The following is an 18,166-nucleotide window of genomic DNA, read 5'->3' on the forward strand; positions in this document are numbered from 1 at the left end:
CGATCGCGCGGGACAGCGCCCGCCGCGGTCTCGCGGCGCGGCATTGCAAGCAGGGGAAGGGTCCGTCGGCGGATGATGCGCCAGTATGAACTCGTGGAGCGGGTGAAACGCTACAACCCCGCCGCGAACGAGGCCCTGCTCAACCGCGCCTACGTCTACGCCATGCGGGCCCACGGCACGCAGAAGCGCGCCTCCGGCGACCCGTTCTTCGCCCATCCCCTCGAGGTCGCGGCGATCCTCACGGATCTGCGCCTCGACGATGCGACGATCGTCGCCGCGGTGCTGCACGACACGGTGGAGGACACCGCCGCCACCCTCGACGAGATCCGCGAGCTGTTCAGCCCCGAGATCGGCGCCCTCGTCGACGGGCTGACCAAGCTGAAGCGGCTCGATCTCGTCTCGAAGCGGGCCGCCCAGGGCGAGAACTTCCGCAAGCTGCTGCTGGCCGTGGCGGCGGACGTGCGCGTGCTCCTCGTCAAGCTCGCCGACCGCCTGCACAACATGCGCACCCTCCACCACATGCCGCCCGAGAAGCGGATCCGCATCGGCGAGGAGACGCTCGACATCTACGCGCCGCTCGCCGGCCGCATGGGCATGCAGGAACTGCGCGACGAGCTCGAGGACCTCGCCTTCCGCAATCTCAAGCCCGAGATCTACGCCACCATCGCGCAGCGCCTCACCGATCTCTCGGCGAAGTCCGAGCGGCTCGTGGAGAGCATCGAGCAGGACCTGACGGCCAAGCTCGGCGCCCGCGGCATCACCGCGGAGGTGTCGGGGCGCCAGAAGCGGCCCTACTCGATCTGGTCGAAGATGGAGCGCAAGTCGGTCGCCTTCGAGCAGCTCTCCGACATCTTCGGCTTCCGCGTCGTGGTCGACACGGTGGCCGATTGCTACGGCGCGCTCGGCGTCGTCCACACGAGCTGGCCGATGGTGCCGGGCCGCTACAAGGACTACATCTCGACCCCGAAGCAGAACGATTACCGCTCGATCCACACCACGGTGATCGGACCGAAGAGCCAGCGCGTCGAATTGCAGATCCGCACCGCGGAGATGGACGAGATCGCCGAGTACGGCATCGCGGCGCACGCCCATTACAAGGAGGCGAACCGGGCCGGCGACGGCTCGATCCACCCGAAGCTCGCCACCGAGAGCGGCGCCTACCAGTGGCTGCGCCGCACGATCGAGCTGCTCGCCGAGGGCGACAGCCCGGAGGAGTTCCTGGAGCACACCAAGCTCGAACTGTTCCAGGACCAGGTCTTCTGCTTCACGCCCAAGGGCCGGCTCATCGCCCTGCCGCGGGGCGCAACGCCGATCGACTTCGCCTACGCGGTCCACACCGACGTCGGCAATACGGCGGTCGGCGCCAAGATCAACGGCCGGATGGCGCCGCTCCTGCACGAGCTCGCCAACGGCGACGAGGTCGAGATCGCCCGTTCCGACGGGCAGACGCCGCCCGCGGCCTGGGAATCCCTCGTCGTCACCGGCAAGGCCCGCGCCGCGATCCGGCGGGCGACGCGCTCGGCCGTGCGCCGCCAATATGCCGGCCTCGGCCGCCAGATCCTCGACCGCGCCTTCGAGCGGGCGGGCAAGAGCTTCTCCGAGGACAAGCTGCGGGGTGCCCTCCCCCGCCTCGCCCGCGGCTCGACGGAGGACGTGTTCGCGGCGGTCGGGCGCGGCGAGATGTTCTCGGGCGACGTCGTGAAGGCGGTCTATCCCGACTACAAGGACGAGCGGCGCGCCGGCGGCGCCTCCGTGCAGCAGCCGCCCGCGAACGGGGCCGGCCGCCTCACCCGCTCGAAGGACCAGACGATGCGGCTCACCTTTCCCGGCGGGAACGGCGCCGCGGAGGACGGGCAATCGGACGCGATCCCGATCCGGGGGCTGGACGGCGACCTGCCCGTCAGCTTCGCCCCGAACGGCGGCGCGGTGCCGGGCGACCGCATCGTCGGCATCCTCACCCCCGGCATCGGCGTCACGATCTACCCGATCCAGTCGGCGGCGCTCGCCGCCTTCGACAACGAGCCCGACCGCTGGCTCGACGTGCGCTGGGACGTGGAGGCCGGATCGAGCGAGCGCTTCCCGGCGCGCATCGCCCTGCAATCGATCAACGAGCCCGGTACCCTGGCGCAGATCGCGCAGGTGATCGCCGACCACGACGGCAACATCGACAACGTCTCGATGAAGCGGCGCACGCAGGACTTCACCGAGATCGTGATCGATCTCTCGGTCTGGGACCTGCAGCACCTCAACGCGATCGTCGCGGAACTGCGCGGCAAGCGCGCGGTCAGCCGGGTCGACCGGGTCAACGGCTGAGGGCCGCTCCGCTTGCCTCGCCGTTTCGCCGCTGCCACAAGCGGCCCGTGATCCCCCGCCGCGGAGCCGCGACCCCATGAAGCCGGAGCAGGTGCTCGAAGAATTCCGGAATGCCGGAGCCCTGCTGGAGGGGCATTTCGTCCTCAGCTCCGGCCTGCATTCGGGCGTGTTCCTGCAGAAGATGGCGATCTTCTCCGAGCCGCCGCGGACCGAGCGCCTGTGCCGGGCGCTCGCCGAGGCCATCCGCGCGCGCTTCGGCGCGATCGACATCGTGGTCTCGCCCGCGATCGGCGGCATCGTGCCCGGCTACGAGACGGCGCGCCATCTCGGCGCCCGGGCGATCTTCGTCGAGCGCGAGCCCGGCGGCCCCTTCCAGCTCCGGCGCGGCTTCGCGATTCCGAAAGGGACCCGGGCCGTCATCGTCGAGGACATCGTGACGACCGGCCTGTCGGCGCGCGAATGCCTCGCCTCGCTCCGGGACCAGGAGGGCGAGATCGTCGGCGCAGCCTGCCTGATCGACCGCTCGGGCGGGCGCGGCGAGATCGGCGTGCCGCTGCTCTCCCTCGTGACCCTCGACATCCCGGCCTATCCGGCCGACGCGCTGCCGCCGGACCTCGCCGCCATCCCGGCGGTGAAGCCGGGCAGCCGCGCCATACCGCTCGCCTGACGCCTCTGCCCGAGGCTCCCTTTGCGCCCGCCTCCGGCTGGGAGCGAGCGCGCAGGTAACCTCAGGTTTCGGGCACGCAAATGCCCGCATCCGCTGCCGGCACCTGCACATGACATTGTCATGGGCGCGGCTTGACACGCGCGAATCCGGCTTCCAAAGCTCTTTGCAGGTTCACCAAGCAAGTCGGCTGAGAAACGAACGCCTTTTTACTCGAAAAGCCTGGCGCACAATCTTTGTCGCAATCGTTTTTCAAGACTTCAGTCGGTAACATTCCACTCAGCCATTCATCTCCCGGGCGTCAGGTACCAATCTGAAACTGCCGTGCATTGCCGAAGCCCAGAGCCATTAAATCCCTTCGATCGATTCATTTTTTCAGAACAGGCGAACCGCGCCATGAGCACACAACAACGAAGCGCCCTTTTCATCGACGGCGCCAATCTTTACGCGACAACGAAATCACTCGGCTTCGACATCGACTACAAGCGTTTGCTGAAGGAATTTCAGAGCCGGGATAATCTGATCCGGGCTTTCTACTACACAGCCATGATCGAGGATCAGGAATATTCCTCCATCCGCCCGCTGATCGACTGGCTGGACTACAACGGCTACCGCGTCGTCACGAAACCCGTGAAGGAATTCACGGATTCGATGGGCCGCCGCAAGATCAAGGGCAACATGGACATCGAGCTCGCGATCGATGCCCTGGAGCTCGCCCCCTACATCGAGCACATGATCCTGTTCTCGGGCGACGGCGATTTCCGCTCGCTCGTCGAGGCGATGCAGCGCCGCGGCGTCCGGGTGACGGTGGTCTCGACCATCCAGACGCAGCCCGCGATGATCGCGGACGACCTGCGCCGGCAGGCCGACGAGTTCGTCGACCTCGTCCACCTCATGCCCAAGGTCGGGCGCGATCCGGGTGAGCGGAATACGCGGTCCGCCGGCGAGAACGGGCGCCCGTCCCGCGACTTCGCCGATCGGGCGCCGCCGCGCAGCAATCCGGGCCTGGAGACCCGCTACGGCATCCGCCAGGGGCCGGCGCCCGACGAATCCGGCGAGGTCTAGGCGTCCGGGGCGCGCAGCCAGGCGAGGACGTCGTCGGCGCTGCGATCCGGCGGGAAGACCGGGTAGAACACCTTCGTCACCACGCCCTCGTCGACGATCATCGTCAGGCGCCGCAGGAGGGTCTGTCCGGCCGCGACGAAGGTCGGCAGGCCGAGCGCCTTGGTGAAGGCGAGATGCGGGTCGGCCAGCAGCGTGAAGGGCAGGTGCAGCCGCTCCGCCGCCTCGCGCTGGTAGGCGCTCGTCTGCGTCGAGAGCCCATGCAGGTGGGCGACGCCGAGGGCGCGCAACGCCGCGTGATGATCGCGGAAGCTGCAGGTCTGCGGGGTGCAGCCGCGCGCGCCCGGAATCAGGTCCCAATCGGGAACGAGGTTCGGGCGCCCCGGCTCGCCGGTGCGCGGATAGGCGTAGACGACGCTGCGCCCGGCGAGAGCGGAGAGCGCGACGCGCCCGCCATCGGTCGCCTCGAGCGACACGTTCGGCAGCCGCCGACCGACGAGATGGGCCGCCGCCCCGTCATCCTCCGGCACCGGCAGGTCCGGGGGCAGGCTGAGAAAGTCCGGTTCCATGAGAGACCCTCCGCGCGGGCGTTCATCCTAGCCGCCGGAGCCGCGGGCGGCGAGGAGAGCGCGACGCAGCCCCACTCCCGTTGGGGAGAAGGCTGGGGTGAGGGATGCGACCTCTCTCGTTCGGGAGAGGTGGGCGGCTCGGGATCCGTCCGCGCTCGCTTCCAGCCCGCCTCTCAGCCCCGGTCGCGCAGGAGGCGGGCCCGGTCGCGCTCCCAGTCGCGCTGCTTGGCGGTCTCGCGCTTGTCGTGGAGTTGCTTGCCCTTGCCGAGGCCGAGCTCGACCTTCGCCCGGCCGCGCTCGTTGAAGTAGATCTTCAGCGGGACCACCGTGAAACCCTGCCGCTGGGTGGCGCCGATCAGCTTGTCGATCTGCCGGCGATGCAGGAGGAGGCGCCGCGGCCGCTTCGTGTCGTGGTTGAAGCGGTTCGCCTCGAGGTATTCGGGAATGTAGGCGTTGAACAGCATCAGGTCGTTGCCGGACGGTCCGGCATAGGCCTCCCCGATCGTCGCCTTGCCGTTGCGCAGGGACTTCACCTCCGTGCCGGTCAGCGAGATGCCGGCCTCGAGGGTCTCCATGATGGCGTAGTGAAAGCGCGCCGCGCGGTTGTCCGCGACGACGCGGCGGGACGGATCGGGTTTCGGGGCCATCGCGCTTTCGTCTCACGCCGGCCGCCAAGGTGCGACCGGGCCGGTCCATATGGGGTTCGCGCCCGCGCGCGGCGAGGCCGATCAGACCTCGAGCAACCCGGCGTGGCGCAGGGCGGCATCGACGATGGCGCGGGTGCCGGCGCTCACCGGCAGCAGCGGCAGGCGGACGTCCTCGCGCATGTGTCCGAGCCGGGCGAGAGCGTACTTCACCGGGGACGGGTTGGTCTCGAGGAAGAGGCTCGTGTGCAGCGGCAGCAAAAGGTCCTGGATGCGCAGGGCCTTCGCGTAGTCTCCGCCGAGCGTCGCTTCCTGCAGATCGGCGCAGAGACGCGGGGCCACGTTCGAGACGACGGAGATGCAGCCGCGGCCTCCGTGCGCATTGAACCCCAAAGCCGTCGCATCTTCGCCAGAAAGCTGGATGAAATCTTCACCCATGGCTTGGCGTTGCAGGCTGACACGGTCGAGCTTGGCCGTGGCGTCCTTCACGCCGGCGATGTTCTTCAGCTCGAACAGGCGCGTCATCGTCTCGACGCTCATGTCGACCACCGACCGGCCGGGGATGTTGTAGATGATGATCGGGATGCCGACCGCGTCGTTGACGGCCTTGAAGTGGGCGTACAGCCCGTCCTGCGTCGGCTTGTTGTAGTAGGGCGTGACGATGAGCACCGCGTCCGCTCCGGCCCGCTCCGCATGACGCGCCCGCTCGACGGCCTCCGCGGTCGAGTTCGAGCCGGCGCCGGCCACCACCGGCACCCGGCCGGCGGCCTCGTCGATGCACACCTCGACGACGCGGTCGTGCTCGGCATGGCTGAGCGTCGGCGTCTCGCCGGTGGTGCCGACCGGCACGAGACCGTGGGTGCCCTGCGCGATCTGCCAGCTGACGAAGGCGCGGAAGGCCGCCTCGTCGAAGGCGCCCTCGCGGAACGGGGTCGCAAGCGCGGTCATCGAGCCGCGAAGGCGCGGGTGTGTCTCGGTCATCCTGGCGTTCCCAGCCGTCGGTCTGCTCTCTCGCCGGATGCCCGGCCGCTCCCCGCGAGGAGCGGCGCAGACATAGGGCTTCCCTACCGCGCGCGCAAACCATCTGCGGACGCAGCTAATGACTTCTTAACGGAGGAGGGGCGAGCCTGGGACATGCGCCCTCCCGTCGGGGACTGATCCGAGCCATGGCGACACTCTCCCGGCCCCCGCTGGCGGCCCTCGCCCTCACATTGATGGCGGGCGCGACCCTGGCCGGCGTCGCCCTCGCCGCGACGCTGCCCGCGGCGCAGCAGGCGCCGGCCAGCGAGCCGGCCTCGCAGCCGACGCCGCCCGCGAGCGACGCGACGGCGCCCTCCGCCCAGGTCTCCGACGCGAAGCCGGCCGACCCGGTCGCGGCGGACGCCCTCCGGGTCGAGACGGGCACCGAGGAATCGCCGCCGGCGAAGGCCGTGCCGCCTGCGGCCACCTCCTACGCCTCCGCCGATCCGGAGGCGCCGATCGCCTTCCCGCTCCCCGATGCCGGGATGACGCCGGCCGCGCCCGTGCCGGAACTGCCCGATCCGGCCCGCGCCGCCCGCAGCGGCGAGACCGACGTGACGCAGCTGCGCCAGGCGATCGACCTCTACCGCAAGGGCAAGGTCTCGGAGGGCGACCGCCTGCGCGACGGCTTCGCCGACCCCGCCGCCCGCGCCCTCCTCGAATGGGTGGCGATCCGCGCCGGCGCCGGGATCGGCTTCGAGCGCGTCACGGCCTTCCAGCGGACCAACCCGGACTGGCCGGCCGGCCCGCTCCTGCGCCGCCGGGCCGAGGAGGCGCTGCTCGCCGAGCGGAAGAGCCCCGCCACGGTGCGCGCCTTCTTCGCGACCTCGAAGCCGTCGAGCGCGCCGGGCCGCTTCGCCCTCGCCCTCGCCTTCAGGGCGGAGGGGCTGAACGAGGATGCCGCCACGCTCGTCCGCGAGCTGTGGCGCGAGGACACGTTCGGGCGCACCCTCGAAGCCAAGGTGCTCGACGCGTTTCCCGGCGTGCTCGGCCGGGCGGACCACCGCTACCGCATGGAGCGCGCACTCCTGAAGGAGGATTGGGAGACGGCCGGCCGCGCGGCGGCCCAGGCGGGCGGCTCCTACGCGACGCTGGTGCGGGCGCGCCGGGCGGTCGAGGACAAGAGTTCGGGCGCGCTCGCCGCGCTCAACGCCGTGCCGCCGAGCCTGCGCAGCGATTCGTCCTACATCCTGTCCCGCGCGCAGTATCACCGCCGGGCGGACCGGACGGGGGAGGCGGCGACGCTGCTCGCCGCCGCGCCCACGAACCCCGACGTCCTCGCCGACGGGGACGAGTGGTGGGTCGAGCGCCGGATCGTCGCCCGCAAGCTGATGGATCTCGGCGACGCCCGGACCGCCTACGCGGTGGCGAGCGGCCACAGCGCACGCACGGTCGAGAAGCGGATCGAGGCCGAGTTCCACGCCGGCTGGATCGCCCTGCGCTTCCGGGGCGACGCGGTCGCCGCGAGCCTGCATTTCCGGCGCGCCGCCGACATCGCCGAGACCCCGATCTCGGTGGCGCGGGCCGCCTACTGGCAGGGCCGGGCCGCGGAGGTGCTCGACCAGCCCGCCGACGCCAAGGCCTATTACGAGCGGGCGGCCCTTCAGCCGATCGCCTATTACGGGCAGCTCGCCCGGGCGAAGCTCGGCCAGACCAGCCTGCCCCTGCGCAGCCCCGCCCCCCTCGACGCGGCCGCCCGCGCGGCCTTCGACCAGCGCCTCTGCGTGCGCGCCCTGCGCCTCCTCGGCGAGGCCTCGCTCAAGGAACTCGCGCTGCCGCTCTACATCGACGCGGCGCAGAAGCTCACCGACCCGAGCGAGTTGCAGGCGCTCGGCGACCTCGCGACCGAGTTGAAGGATGCCCGCGCCCTCGTCGCCATCGGTAAGCTCGCGGTGCAGCGCGGCCTGCCGCTCGATGCCCACGCCTACCCGACGATCGGCATCCCGGCCTTCGAGGCCTTCTCCGCCGTGCCCCTGGTCGAGCGGGCGATGGTCTACGCGATCGCCCGCCAGGAGAGCCAGTTCGATCCGCGGGCGCAATCGGGCGTCGGCGCCCGCGGCCTCATGCAGATGATGCCGGCCACCGCCCAGCGCACGGCCAAGCGCGTGAGCACAAGCTACGACCAGGACCGGCTCACGAGCGACCCCGCCTACAATGCCCGCCTCGGCCAAGCCCATCTGGGCGAGCTGATGGAGGATTGGCGCGGCTCCTACATCCTCGCCTTCGCCTCCTACAACGCGGGCGGCGGCAACGTGAAGAAGTGGATCGACGCCTACGGAGACCCCCGCAAGGGGCAGGTCGACGCGATCGACTGGGTCGAGCGCATCCCCTTCACGGAGACCCGCAACTACGTTCAGCGGGTGATGGAGAACCTGCAGGTCTACCGGAACCGCCTCGACGGCAAGAGCGCGCTCCTGATCGAGGGCGACCTGCAGCGCGGCGCGCGCTGAGGGGCTGCCGAGCGCCGGTCCGGGCCGGCCTCGGGGGATGATCGCGATCTACGCGCCGGCGGCCGGCTCGTGATCGCTGCGCTCACCGCGCGCGAGGGCTCCGAGGGCGCAGCCGCCGAGATAGGTCCAGAGCATCAGCGCCGCGCTCTCCGTCCAGAAGCCCGCCTCCCCGGGCACCAGCCCGGCCATGGCGACCGCGCCGAGGAGCGAGGCGGCGGTGAGGAGCCCGAGCCCGGCCGCGGCGCCGCGCGGCCAGCCGCCGAGCCAGCCGGCGCAGAGGCCGAGGGCGAGGCCGGCGGCGAGACCGGGCCAGAGGCTTCCGAGAAGCAGGGTCACCGAATCCATCCCACTCACCCCCGCAGCGTGAAGACGATGGCCTGCGCGCCGGCCTCGGGCGCGCCGGCGGCCGCGCCGACCTGATCGGCCGCGGCACCCGCCTGGAGGAGGTAATCCACGATCGCCTGCGCGCGCAGGCGGGCGATGTCCGGTTCCGGCTCGGCAACGGGAGCGTCGGCCGGCTTCGCGCCCTTGGCGGCCTTGGCGCTCTTGTCGGCCTTGTTCTTGTCGGCGGTGGCGTTCTTGTCGGCGGCGGCCTTGCCCGCCTTCGCATCCTTGCCGGGGGCGGCGTCCTTGCCGGGCGCGCTGCGTCCTGCGGCTTCCTTCGCCGCGTCCTTGTCGATCGAGGCCGTCGTCTGGACGGCGCCCGCGTCGGCTGACGGCGTCTCGCGCCGGCTGCCCGGCGGGTCGAGATGCCCGGCGACCTCGAACCGGAGATCGGGGCAGAGCTTGGCCAGGGCGGCGATGGCGTCGAGCACCGGATAGAAATCCGCGGCGAAGGCGCTGCTCCCGGGCGCGAAATGCAGCGGATGGGCGCGCGTCTCGGCGGCGAGGTCGCGCCGGCAGGCCTCGATCTCGCGCCGCTCCGGAGCGCCCGGCGTGCTGACCGAGGCGGTGGCCCGCCACGCGGCCGGAAGCGCCGCCGGGAAACTCGTGCGCAGGCGACGGCCGCTCTCCGGATAGAGGCTCGTCCCGGTTAGGGCGATGTCTCGGTCGGCAACGGCGAGCTCGCCGCTCGCGAGGAGCGCGAGCTGCGGGATCGCGGTCTCCAGGGCGGCGACGAGGTTGGGGGGCGCGCCCTCCGCGAGCCGCGTGCGATCGACGATGCGCTCGCGGATGAACCGGGGGCGGATCGCGGCGAGGACGCGCTCGCGCGCGGCGGCGTCCGGGAGGTGCCCGGCGAGCGTGAGGCCGTCGCCGTCCCGCCGGAGGGTCACCCGGTAGGGTGAGAGCGGCGCGGCGCGCAGGTCCAGGCTGCCCGGCGCGACACCCTGCGGGCGGCGCTCGCGCAGCAGGACCCCGATCTCGGCCACCGCCTGCCCGTCCACGGCGCTGCCGGCGGCGGAGAGGCGAATCCCGTCGAACGTCACGCTGCCCTCGCGCAGCAACCCGGCGGCTTGGAGGGTGAAGCGCGTCAGGGCCTCCGGATCGATGCCCTCGCCGAGCCCCCGCGCCGTGCGCGTGCGATCCTCGACGGGGGCGCCCTCGGCGACCTCCTGGGCCGCCTTGCGCAGGAGCGTGCGGGCCGTCTCGGAGACCACGTTGCCCGTCAGCGTCAGGCCGCCATCCGCCCGCCGCTCGACGCCGAAACGGAACTCGGCGACGCGGGGCGGCCGGATCTCGATACGGCCGGCACTGTAGCCGGCGGGCAGGTTCGCAAGGTCCGCGCGCAGGGTTTCGTAGCTGTCCGGCCCCGCCGCCTCGCCTTCGAGCCCCAGCGTCGTGTCGCGCACCGTCGCGACGCCGCCGGGTGCCAGGGCCTGGAGCCGCGCCAGGGCGAAGGCCGCCACGGACGGGAAATCGGGAGGGCCGCCGCGCACGGCGCGCGCCTCATCGGCGAGGGCGACGGAGGCCGGCAGTTCCGCCCTCAGCCGCGCGTCGAGGGCGCTGCGGCCGATCTCGGCCGGCCGGCTGCCGGACAGGTCGATCCGGTCCTCGCGGGTCCGGATCGCGGTCCAGACGAAGGGCGAGACTTCCTCGACGAGCCCGATGGCGGACAGGACGCGCCGCGGGGCCCCCGCATCGGCGAGGCGCAGCAGGAGCCGCTCGCGAGAGGCCGCATCCGGCGCGTCGCCCTTCACGACGAGGTCGCGCCCCTGCCCCGTCAGGCGAAACCACGTCTCCCCGGTCGCGTCCACCGCATCCTGTTGGCCCGAGGACGCCGCCCGCGCGGATGCCTCGACCGCGCGCTCGACCTCGGGCTGCGCGTGGAGGGTGGCCGCGACCCAGACCAGGCCGAGGAGGGGCAGGCCGAGCAGCCAGCCATGGCGCCGGCGGGCCGTGGGAGAGGGAAGAAGGGAGACCACGATGCGTCCGATGATGAGCCTCGGCGTCGGTCGAGTGGACGCTGCCTTCACGGCAGCTTGAAGGCCATCCCCGCAATCCTGCGGTCGGTCAACGAAAAAACCCCGGCCTCTCGGCCGGGGTTCTGAAGCGCGGGGCTCGCCCGATGCGGCGACTTAGAAGTCGCGCTGCACGCGGAAGCGGGCCTGGAAGGTGTCTTCCTTGGTGACGCTGTAGAGGGCGCCCGCCACGCCGTTGGCCGCGGTGGTGCGGTCGGCGTTGGCGACACGGCCGTTCAGCGTGCCGACGCGGATGTACTGGGCCTCGGCGCCGATATCGAGATCCTTCACCGGCGACCAGATCAGGCTGGCGCCCGCGACGACCTGGTACGTGTCGCGCAGGACCGGGCTGAGGCCGAAGCCGAGGGTGCCCGGAGCCGAGGTGATCAGGTTGGTCGTGGTGTAGGTGGTCGCGCCGTTGGTGAGCGTGCCGGCGGCGGTTCCGATGTTGGCCAGGGCCGCACGGACGCCAGACGGGAAGCGCATCTCGCCGTAGCTGCCGAAGAAGGCCGACCGCCACTCGGGCGCCCAGTAGTGGAGGTAGGAGCCGACCACCGTGAAGCTGTTCGACAGCTCGATGCGGCCGGTGTTCGGGTTTACGACGGCGTCGGCCAGCCACTGGTTGAACGGGTTGCCGCCGTAAACCGAGGTCTGGTTGATGTAGGTGCCGGTGAAGGCGGTGTAGCCCGTGTAGATCGAGGCACCCTCGCCGTAGGCACCCTGCAGGTAGAGGGCGTCGCCGGGGGCGATGAAGGGCGCGTTGACCTTCACGCCACCCTGGACGGCCCAGCCGTAGGCGGTCTGAGCGCCGGCGAAGGCGTTGGTCGCGATGCGGGCTCCGGCCGCGCCGCCGACGAAGGTCGAGTTCGCGAGCGGGCCGCCGACGTTGACGTCCTTGACGGCAGCCGAGAGCTGGGCCGAACCCCAGGCCGCATCGTAGCGGAGCGCACCGACGAAGTCGGGCATGCGCGAGCGCTCGACGGCGTCGATCTGGGTGACGCCGGTGACCACGCCCGCGGCGTTGCGCGAGATGATGATCGGGGTCGGAGCGGTCGTGCCCTGGAAGAAGGCGGCCGCCGTACCGGCGCCGGCCGCGGGACCCGCGGCCTGCGAGTAGAGCGGGTTCTTCCGGAACATCGGATCTTCCATCGAGATCGTCGCCGAGAAGCCCTCGCCGAACTTCGCCGTGTAGGCGAGGAGGTTCGTGGAGGGGACGTCGGAGCCGAGCGTCGAGGCGATGATCTCGAAGTCGTGGGCGTAGAAGTCGAAGAACGACGAGGCGCGACCGGCGGTCAGGCCGGCGAATTGCACGAAGGCCTTGTCGGCGACGACGAATTCCTGGACGCGGCCGAACGTATCCTGGCCGAAGGCCGGGAAGGCGTTGGCGATGCGCTGCTGCGTGCCGGAGGACATCTTGCTCTGGCCGGTGCGGCTCGCGATCTCGGCGCGGACGAAGGCGCGCAGCGTGCCGTAGCCCGTCTGGGTGCGCGCATCGAGGTTGAGGCGCAGCAGGCCGCGGTTCTGGAGGGCGTCGCCGGCGCCGGCGATCTGACGGCTACCGTCCGTCATGTAGCCGACCTCGTACCGGGCGCGGCCCGAGATACGCAGGCAGGTCTCGGTGCCCGGGATGTAGAAGAAGCCGGCCCCGTAGGCAGAGCAGACGCGGACGTACTCGACAGGAACGGCCTTCTTGACGGGAAGGTCCGCGGCCTGAGCCCCTGCGACGACGGTCAGCCCCGCCGCCGACCCCAGAAGAAGGCTCTTCACGAGCTTCATAGTGAAACCTCCAAAAGCTTCGAGACCCTCGGGACCGGACGTTATGTCGGCACCGGCTTCCGTTGTGCGCCGGCTTGTCCGTTCGTCCTTTTACCCCGTGGAGGTCTGGCCCTCCCCGCACGGGCATCGGCCGAACCTTGGGCGGGACTTCATCCCTGCCTTGGCCGTACCATGAGGGAGGGGCCGGCCCGCGGCAACATGGATCAGCGCCTTCAAACCCGCGTGAGGAGGCTTTGCAGGGCGCTGTTGCAGGCCGGCAACGAATCCGTCGTCGAACCCGAGACTTTCCGCTCGCCCGGCGCGAGAAATCGGCGATCGAGAGCCGACTTCACAAGATCGGAGAAGGTATCGCGCGTAGGTTGAACTTCCGGCAGAAGGTTAATCTCGGCTGCATCAGGCTTTCGATTCGACCTCGACTCGGGAGGCGTCAGGCGCCGGCCGCCTCGCGCAGCATCTCGAGGGTCAGCCAGCGCTCCTCGGCGGCGGCGAGCTCGGTCTCCGCGTCGACGAGCGTCGCCGACGCCTTCTCGAATCGGCCGGGGTCGCGGGCGTAGAGGTTGGGGTCGGCCAGGATCTCGCGGAGCTTGGCGATGGCCGATTCGAGCTTCTCGATCCGCGCCGGCAGGGTCTTCAGCTCGTGCTGCTCCTTGAAGCCGAGCTTCGTCCGGGCGGGGCTCCCGGGCGAAGGATCCTGCGCGGCGGCCCGCTCGCGCGGGGGCGCCTTCTGCTTGGCCGCCTCGCGGGCCTGCACGCCGGCGCCGCGCTGGGACACCATGTCCGAGTAGCCGCCCGCATACTCGATCCAGCGCCCCTCCCCCTCGCTCACCAGCACGCTCCCGACGACGCGGTCGAGGAAGTCGCGGTCGTGGCTCACGAGGATCAGGGTGCCCGCATACTCGCCGAGCATCTCCTGCAGGAGGTCGAGGGTCTCGAGGTCGAGGTCGTTGGTCGGCTCGTCGAGGACGAGGAGGTTCGAGGGCTGGGCCAGCGCCTTGGCGATGAGGAGCCGGTTGCGCTCGCCGCCGGAGAGCACGCTCACGGGCGTGCGCGCCTGCTCGGGCGTGAACAGGAAGTCCTTCAGGTAGCCGATGACGTGCCGGCTCTGGCCGCCGACCGAGACCGTGTCGCCGCGCCCGCCCGTCAGCACCTCGGTGACGGTCTGGCCCGGCTCCAGCACGGCGCGCGCCTGGTCGAGCAGCATCATCCGGAGATTCGTGCCGAGCTGCACGGCGCCCGAATCGGGTTCCAGCTTGCCCGTCAGCAGGTTCACGAGGGTGGTCTTGCCCGCCCCGTTCGCGCCCACGATGCCGAGGCGGTCGCCCCGGGCGATGCGCAGCGACAGGCCGTCGACGATGCGCCGCGCGCCGTAGGATTTTCCGACGCCGCGCGCCTCGACGACGATGGTGCCGGAGGCCTCGGCCTCCGTCGAATTCATGGTCACGGTGCCGACCGGGCGCCGGTCCTCCCGGCGCTGCCGGCGCAGATCGTGCAGGTTTCCGAGGCGCCGGACGTTGCGCTTGCGCCGCGCGGTGACGCCGTAGCGCAGCCAATCCTCCTCGGCCGCGATCTTCCGGTCGAGCTTGTGCCGGTCCCGCTCCTCCTCCTCGAAGAAGGCGTCCCGCCACGCCTCGAAGCCGGAGAAGCCCTGCTCGATCCGCCGCGTGACGCCGCGGTCGAGCCAGATCGTGGAGCGGGACAGGGCCGAGAGGAAGCGCCGGTCGTGGCTGATCAGGACGAGGGCGGAGCGCGTGGTCTTCAATTCGGACTCGAGCCACTCGATCGCGGGCAGGTCGAGGTGGTTCGTGGGCTCGTCGAGGAGCAGCACGTCCGGCTCGGGCGCGAGCGCCTGGGCGAGCGCGGCACGCCGCCCCTCGCCGCCGGAGAGCCGGCGCGGGTCCTCGGCCCCGGTGAGACCGAGATTCTCCAGGAGATAGCGGGCGCGGTGCGGGTCGTCGCCCGGCGCGAGGCCGGCCTCGGCGAAGGCGAGCACCGTCTCGAAGCCGGAGAAGTCGGGCTCCTGCGCGAGGTAGCGGATTGTCGTCCCCGGCTGCACGAAGCGCGCGCCGCGGTCGGATTCCAGGAGGCCGGCGGCGATGCGCAGCAGCGTCGACTTGCCGGAGCCGTTGCGGCCGACGAGGCAGGCGCGCTCGCCCGGCGCGATCGCGATCTCGGCGCGCTCGATCAGCGGGGTGCCGCCGAAGGTGAGCGCGACGTCCTGAAGGGTGAGGAGCGGGGGTGCGGCCATCGCGGGCTTATGACAGTGCGCGCGGCCGCGAACAATCGAGGGGCGCGCGCCTCACGCCGTCGGGTTGGCCGGGCCCGTCGGAGCGGGGTCGGGCGTGATCTGCGGGGATTCGCCCGGATCGTTGATCGGGATCTCGGCCGGGCGCCCGCCCGGAGATTCCTGCGGTGTCTCGCCCGGGATCTCGGGGCCGGGACCGGGCGTCGGGGTCTGCGGCGGCTCGTAGGGGGTCTCCGGGATCGGAGCCTCGGGGATCGGGCCGGGATTCGACATGCGCGACAGTCCTCTGGGTGCGGAGGGGATCTCGTCGCCAACGGCGCCCGGGTGAGGCAGTTCCTCCGGAGCGGCGCGCGTCTCCTACTTCTTCGTGAGGAGGAGATTGCCCTCCTTGCCGACCGACTTGCGGATCTTCTCGGCGAAGAGGGCGAGCAGGAGCGGCAGCCGAACCTCGACGCGCACGCTGTCCTGGCCGACATCGATCTGCCCGTCGACGCTCTGCGTCAGCGCCGAGAGGGCGAAATCGAGCCGATCACCAGTCCAGGCGAGATTGCCGATGGTGACGCCGCTCTTGGCGAGCAGCGCCCGCCCCTGCTCCACGCCCGTCTCGATGCGGCGCCGGGCCTCGTCCCGCCCGAGGTCGTGCGGGATGTCGACGATGAGGGGCTTGGCCATGTGTGCGTGTCGTCCTCGTTGGGATGTCTCGCACAGATGGGGCCGGCCGGCGCGTCGGACAACGCCGGCCGGAGCGCGGTTCAGTCGAGGACCTGGAGCGAGACGTAGGTCGTTCCGCCCATGCCGAGCGCCCGGGCCGAGCCGCGGGACAGGTCGATGATGCGCCCGTGCACGAAGGGACCCCGGTCGTTGATGCGGACCACGACCGAGCGCCCCGTGCGCGAATCGGCGACCCGGACGCGGGTGCCGAAGGGCAGGCTGCGGTGGGCGGCGGTCAACCCGTTCGGGTTGAAGCGCTCGCCATTCGCGGTCCGGCTGCCGCTGCCGTACCAGGAGGCCGCACCCGACTGGGCCGAGGCGGCATTCAGGGCGGCAACGGAGAGAACGGCTCCGAAGATGGCGGCGGCGGTCCAACGAACGGGCTTCGTGTGCATCCCGCATTCCCTTGTTGTTGATGATGGCCGCGGAAAATGAACCGGATCTCGGCCAAAATGAGACGCGATTTCCGGAAGGCGTTCAGGGGAGATTCAGGCTATATCTCCCGCGAAAAATCGCCTCGCCGCCAGAAAGCATCGGGCAAGATCTGACATCTTTGCCACCATTTCGGAAAATTCCCGAAATACATCGGTGTGCAGACGCCGCAAGAAGTGCGAAAGTCGATCGAAAACCGGTGCTCATCGCCCGAGATCTGCACGCAGCGAAACCCTGCCTCCCGCTCGGAGCGGGAACAAAATCCGGGATCGGCCGCGACGCTTGGCCTGCACCCTTGGCCAGCACGCTTATCCGGCGCGGCCGCCACTCGCGATGGCGTGGCCCGAAATGTCGCCTGGATCCGGGATCAGGCCGCTGTCGGTCCGACGGGTCGGAGCCGGTCAGCGCATCGGAAAGCACCCATCCGCGCAATCGAAGAACAGGCGTGAACAGGCAGCGATTTTCGCATGCGAGAGCAAGGCTTACCGCAGCGCGGCGTCGGATTGTTCGAGATGATGCGGGGGACTGGGCAAAATCTGCAGCCCCAAATCGAGACGCATTCTCATCGACTCGGCAACCCGACCTTTACCCTACCCGCAGCATGGTGCCCCGGTCAGTCGCGTAACCGGTGTTTGCCATGGCTTCCCCGCGTACCGTGGTCGCCGGCGCCGCCGCCCGGAAACAAGTTTCGCGTACCGGGCGGCTCGCGTCGGCGCCACGGATGGGTCTCGTACCCGCCGTCCAGCGTCTTCCCCTCGACGATATCCTGATCGGAGACTGCGTCGCCGCGATGAACAGCCTGCCGGCTGCCTCCGTCGACTGCGTGTTCGCCGACCCGCCCTACAATCTCCAGCTCGGAGAGGGCTCGCTCCTGCGTCCGGACCAGAGCCGCGTCGACGCCGTCGACGACGACTGGGACAAGTTCGCGAGCCTGTCGCAATACGATTCCTTCACCCGCGAGTGGCTCGCCGCCTGCCGCCGGGTGATGAAGCCCAACGCCACGCTCTGGGTGATCGGCTCCTACCACAACATCTTCCGCGTCGGCAGCGTGCTGCAGGATCTTGGTTTCTGGATCCTCAACGACATCGTCTGGCGCAAGGCCAACCCGATGCCGAACTTCCGCGGCAAGCGCTTCACGAACGCCCACGAGACCCTCATCTGGGCCTCGCGCGATCCGAGCGCGAAATACACCTTCCATTACGAGGCGCTGAAAGGGGGCAACGAGGACCTCCAGATGCGCTCGGACTGGTTCATCCCCCTCTGCACGGGGGAGGAGCGGCTGAAGGATGCCGCCGGCCAGAAGGTCCACCCGACGCAGAAGCCGGAGGCGCTTCTCGCCCGCACCCTGCTCTCGGCGACGAATCCCGGCGACGTGGTGCTCGATCCGTTCTTCGGCACCGGGACGACCGGCGCCGTCGCCAAGCGTCTCGGGCGCCGGTTCATCGGCATCGAGCGCGAGACCGTCTATGCCGACGCCGCGCGCCGCCGCATCGCCGCCGTCGAGCCCCTCTCCCAGGCGACGCTCGCCCTCGCGCCCACCAAGCGCGCCGAGCCGCGCGTCCCCTTCCTCAGCGTCGTCGAGGCGGGCCATGTCCGCCCGGGCGAGACGCTCACCGACGCGCGCGGACGCTTCAAGGCCGTGGTGCGGCCGGACGGCACCCTGATGGCGGGTCCCGTCAGCGGCTCGATCCACAAGATCGGCGCCCTCGTCCAGGGCCTGCCGGCCTGCAACGGGTGGGATTTCTGGCACGCGGAGCGGAACGGGCGGCGGGTCGTGATCGACACCTACCGCGCCGAGATGCGCTCCCGGATGGGCTGAGGCCCGCCCCGGGAATCGACCGCCCCGCCTCCCTGCTCCCCGATTCTTGAGCCCGACGATGACGC

15 protein-coding genes are annotated in these 18,166 nt (G+C 70.8%); 5 read left to right on the forward strand and 10 right to left on the reverse strand.

Annotated features, from left to right (window positions below):
* Positions 1 to 72: 72 nt before the first annotated feature.
* The 3 genes from J2X36_RS17960 (at position 73) to J2X36_RS17970 (ending at position 4,042) form a co-directional block, all read left to right on the forward strand.
* Positions 73 to 2,313, forward strand: coding sequence for a bifunctional (p)ppGpp synthetase/guanosine-3',5'-bis(diphosphate) 3'-pyrophosphohydrolase (locus tag J2X36_RS17960; protein ID WP_310352251.1), 2,241 nt, complete (start codon positions 73 to 75; stop codon positions 2,311 to 2,313).
* A 76-nt stretch (positions 2,314 to 2,389) separates the two neighbouring features.
* Positions 2,390 to 2,980, forward strand: a complete 591-nt coding sequence (pyrE, locus tag J2X36_RS17965) for an orotate phosphoribosyltransferase (RefSeq protein WP_310352254.1) — start codon at positions 2,390 to 2,392, stop codon at positions 2,978 to 2,980.
* Positions 2,981 to 3,373: 393 nt separating this feature from the next.
* Complete coding sequence (locus tag J2X36_RS17970) at positions 3,374 to 4,042, forward strand: NYN domain-containing protein (protein ID WP_310352256.1); 669 nt, start codon at positions 3,374 to 3,376, stop codon at positions 4,040 to 4,042.
* Here J2X36_RS17970 and J2X36_RS17975 read toward each other — a convergent pair.
* The 3 genes from J2X36_RS17975 to dapA form a co-directional block, all read right to left on the reverse strand.
* Entirely contained in the window at positions 4,039 to 4,608 is a 570-nt protein-coding gene (locus J2X36_RS17975; protein ID WP_310352259.1) for a peroxiredoxin, read from the reverse strand. The genes J2X36_RS17970 and J2X36_RS17975 overlap by 4 nt on opposite strands.
* Before the next feature lie 173 nt (positions 4,609 to 4,781).
* Positions 4,782 to 5,255: an SsrA-binding protein SmpB gene (smpB, locus tag J2X36_RS17980; protein ID WP_132250820.1), complete on the reverse strand. Its 474-nt coding sequence runs from the start codon at positions 5,253 to 5,255 to the stop codon at positions 4,782 to 4,784.
* Positions 5,256 to 5,336: 81 nt separating this feature from the next.
* Positions 5,337 to 6,233: a 4-hydroxy-tetrahydrodipicolinate synthase gene (gene dapA, locus J2X36_RS17985; RefSeq protein WP_310352263.1), complete on the reverse strand. Its 897-nt coding sequence runs from the start codon at positions 6,231 to 6,233 to the stop codon at positions 5,337 to 5,339.
* A 185-nt stretch (positions 6,234 to 6,418) separates the two neighbouring features.
* Between dapA and J2X36_RS17990 the strand changes: the two genes are divergently transcribed.
* On the forward strand, positions 6,419 to 8,722 hold the full coding sequence (locus J2X36_RS17990) for a transglycosylase SLT domain-containing protein (RefSeq protein ID WP_310352265.1): 2,304 nt from the start codon (positions 6,419 to 6,421) through the stop codon (positions 8,720 to 8,722).
* A 48-nt stretch (positions 8,723 to 8,770) separates the two neighbouring features.
* On the opposite strand, the gene J2X36_RS17995 is transcribed toward J2X36_RS17990, so the two are convergent.
* From J2X36_RS17995 to J2X36_RS18025, 7 genes are all read right to left on the reverse strand, one after another.
* The gene (locus tag J2X36_RS17995; RefSeq protein WP_310352267.1) at positions 8,771 to 9,058 is read right to left on the reverse strand and encodes a hypothetical protein; all 288 of its coding nucleotides are present in this window, start codon (positions 9,056 to 9,058) and stop codon (positions 8,771 to 8,773) included.
* 14 nt (positions 9,059 to 9,072) lie between these two features.
* On the reverse strand, positions 9,073 to 11,085 hold the full coding sequence (locus J2X36_RS18000) for a hypothetical protein (protein WP_310352268.1): 2,013 nt from the start codon (positions 11,083 to 11,085) through the stop codon (positions 9,073 to 9,075).
* 153 nt (positions 11,086 to 11,238) lie between these two features.
* The gene (locus tag J2X36_RS18005) at positions 11,239 to 12,897 is read right to left on the reverse strand and encodes a porin (protein WP_132250828.1); all 1,659 of its coding nucleotides are present in this window, start codon (positions 12,895 to 12,897) and stop codon (positions 11,239 to 11,241) included.
* Positions 12,898 to 13,324: 427 nt separating this feature from the next.
* The gene (locus J2X36_RS18010; protein WP_310352271.1) at positions 13,325 to 15,142 is read right to left on the reverse strand and encodes an ATP-binding cassette domain-containing protein; all 1,818 of its coding nucleotides are present in this window, start codon (positions 15,140 to 15,142) and stop codon (positions 13,325 to 13,327) included.
* A 51-nt stretch (positions 15,143 to 15,193) separates the two neighbouring features.
* A complete protein-coding gene (locus J2X36_RS18015) occupies positions 15,194 to 15,412 on the reverse strand; it encodes a hypothetical protein (RefSeq protein WP_132250832.1) in 219 nt (72 codons plus the stop codon).
* 84 nt (positions 15,413 to 15,496) lie between these two features.
* The gene (locus J2X36_RS18020) at positions 15,497 to 15,811 is read right to left on the reverse strand and encodes a polyhydroxyalkanoic acid system family protein (RefSeq protein ID WP_132250834.1); all 315 of its coding nucleotides are present in this window, start codon (positions 15,809 to 15,811) and stop codon (positions 15,497 to 15,499) included.
* An 80-nt stretch (positions 15,812 to 15,891) separates the two neighbouring features.
* Positions 15,892 to 16,245 carry a septal ring lytic transglycosylase RlpA family protein gene (locus tag J2X36_RS18025; protein WP_310352276.1) on the reverse strand — a complete coding sequence of 118 codons (354 nt, stop codon included), beginning with the start codon at positions 16,243 to 16,245 and terminating at the stop codon, positions 15,892 to 15,894.
* Between the two features lie 674 nt (positions 16,246 to 16,919).
* On the opposite strand from J2X36_RS18025, the gene J2X36_RS18030 reads away from it, so the two are divergent.
* Positions 16,920 to 18,101 carry a site-specific DNA-methyltransferase gene (locus tag J2X36_RS18030; RefSeq protein WP_310352278.1) on the forward strand — a complete coding sequence of 394 codons (1,182 nt, stop codon included), beginning with the start codon at positions 16,920 to 16,922 and terminating at the stop codon, positions 18,099 to 18,101.
* Positions 18,102 to 18,166: the final 65 nt, after the last annotated feature.

Source organism: Methylobacterium sp. BE186 (genome assembly GCF_031457035.1).
Lineage (GTDB): Bacteria > Pseudomonadota > Alphaproteobacteria > Rhizobiales > Beijerinckiaceae > Methylobacterium > Methylobacterium segetis.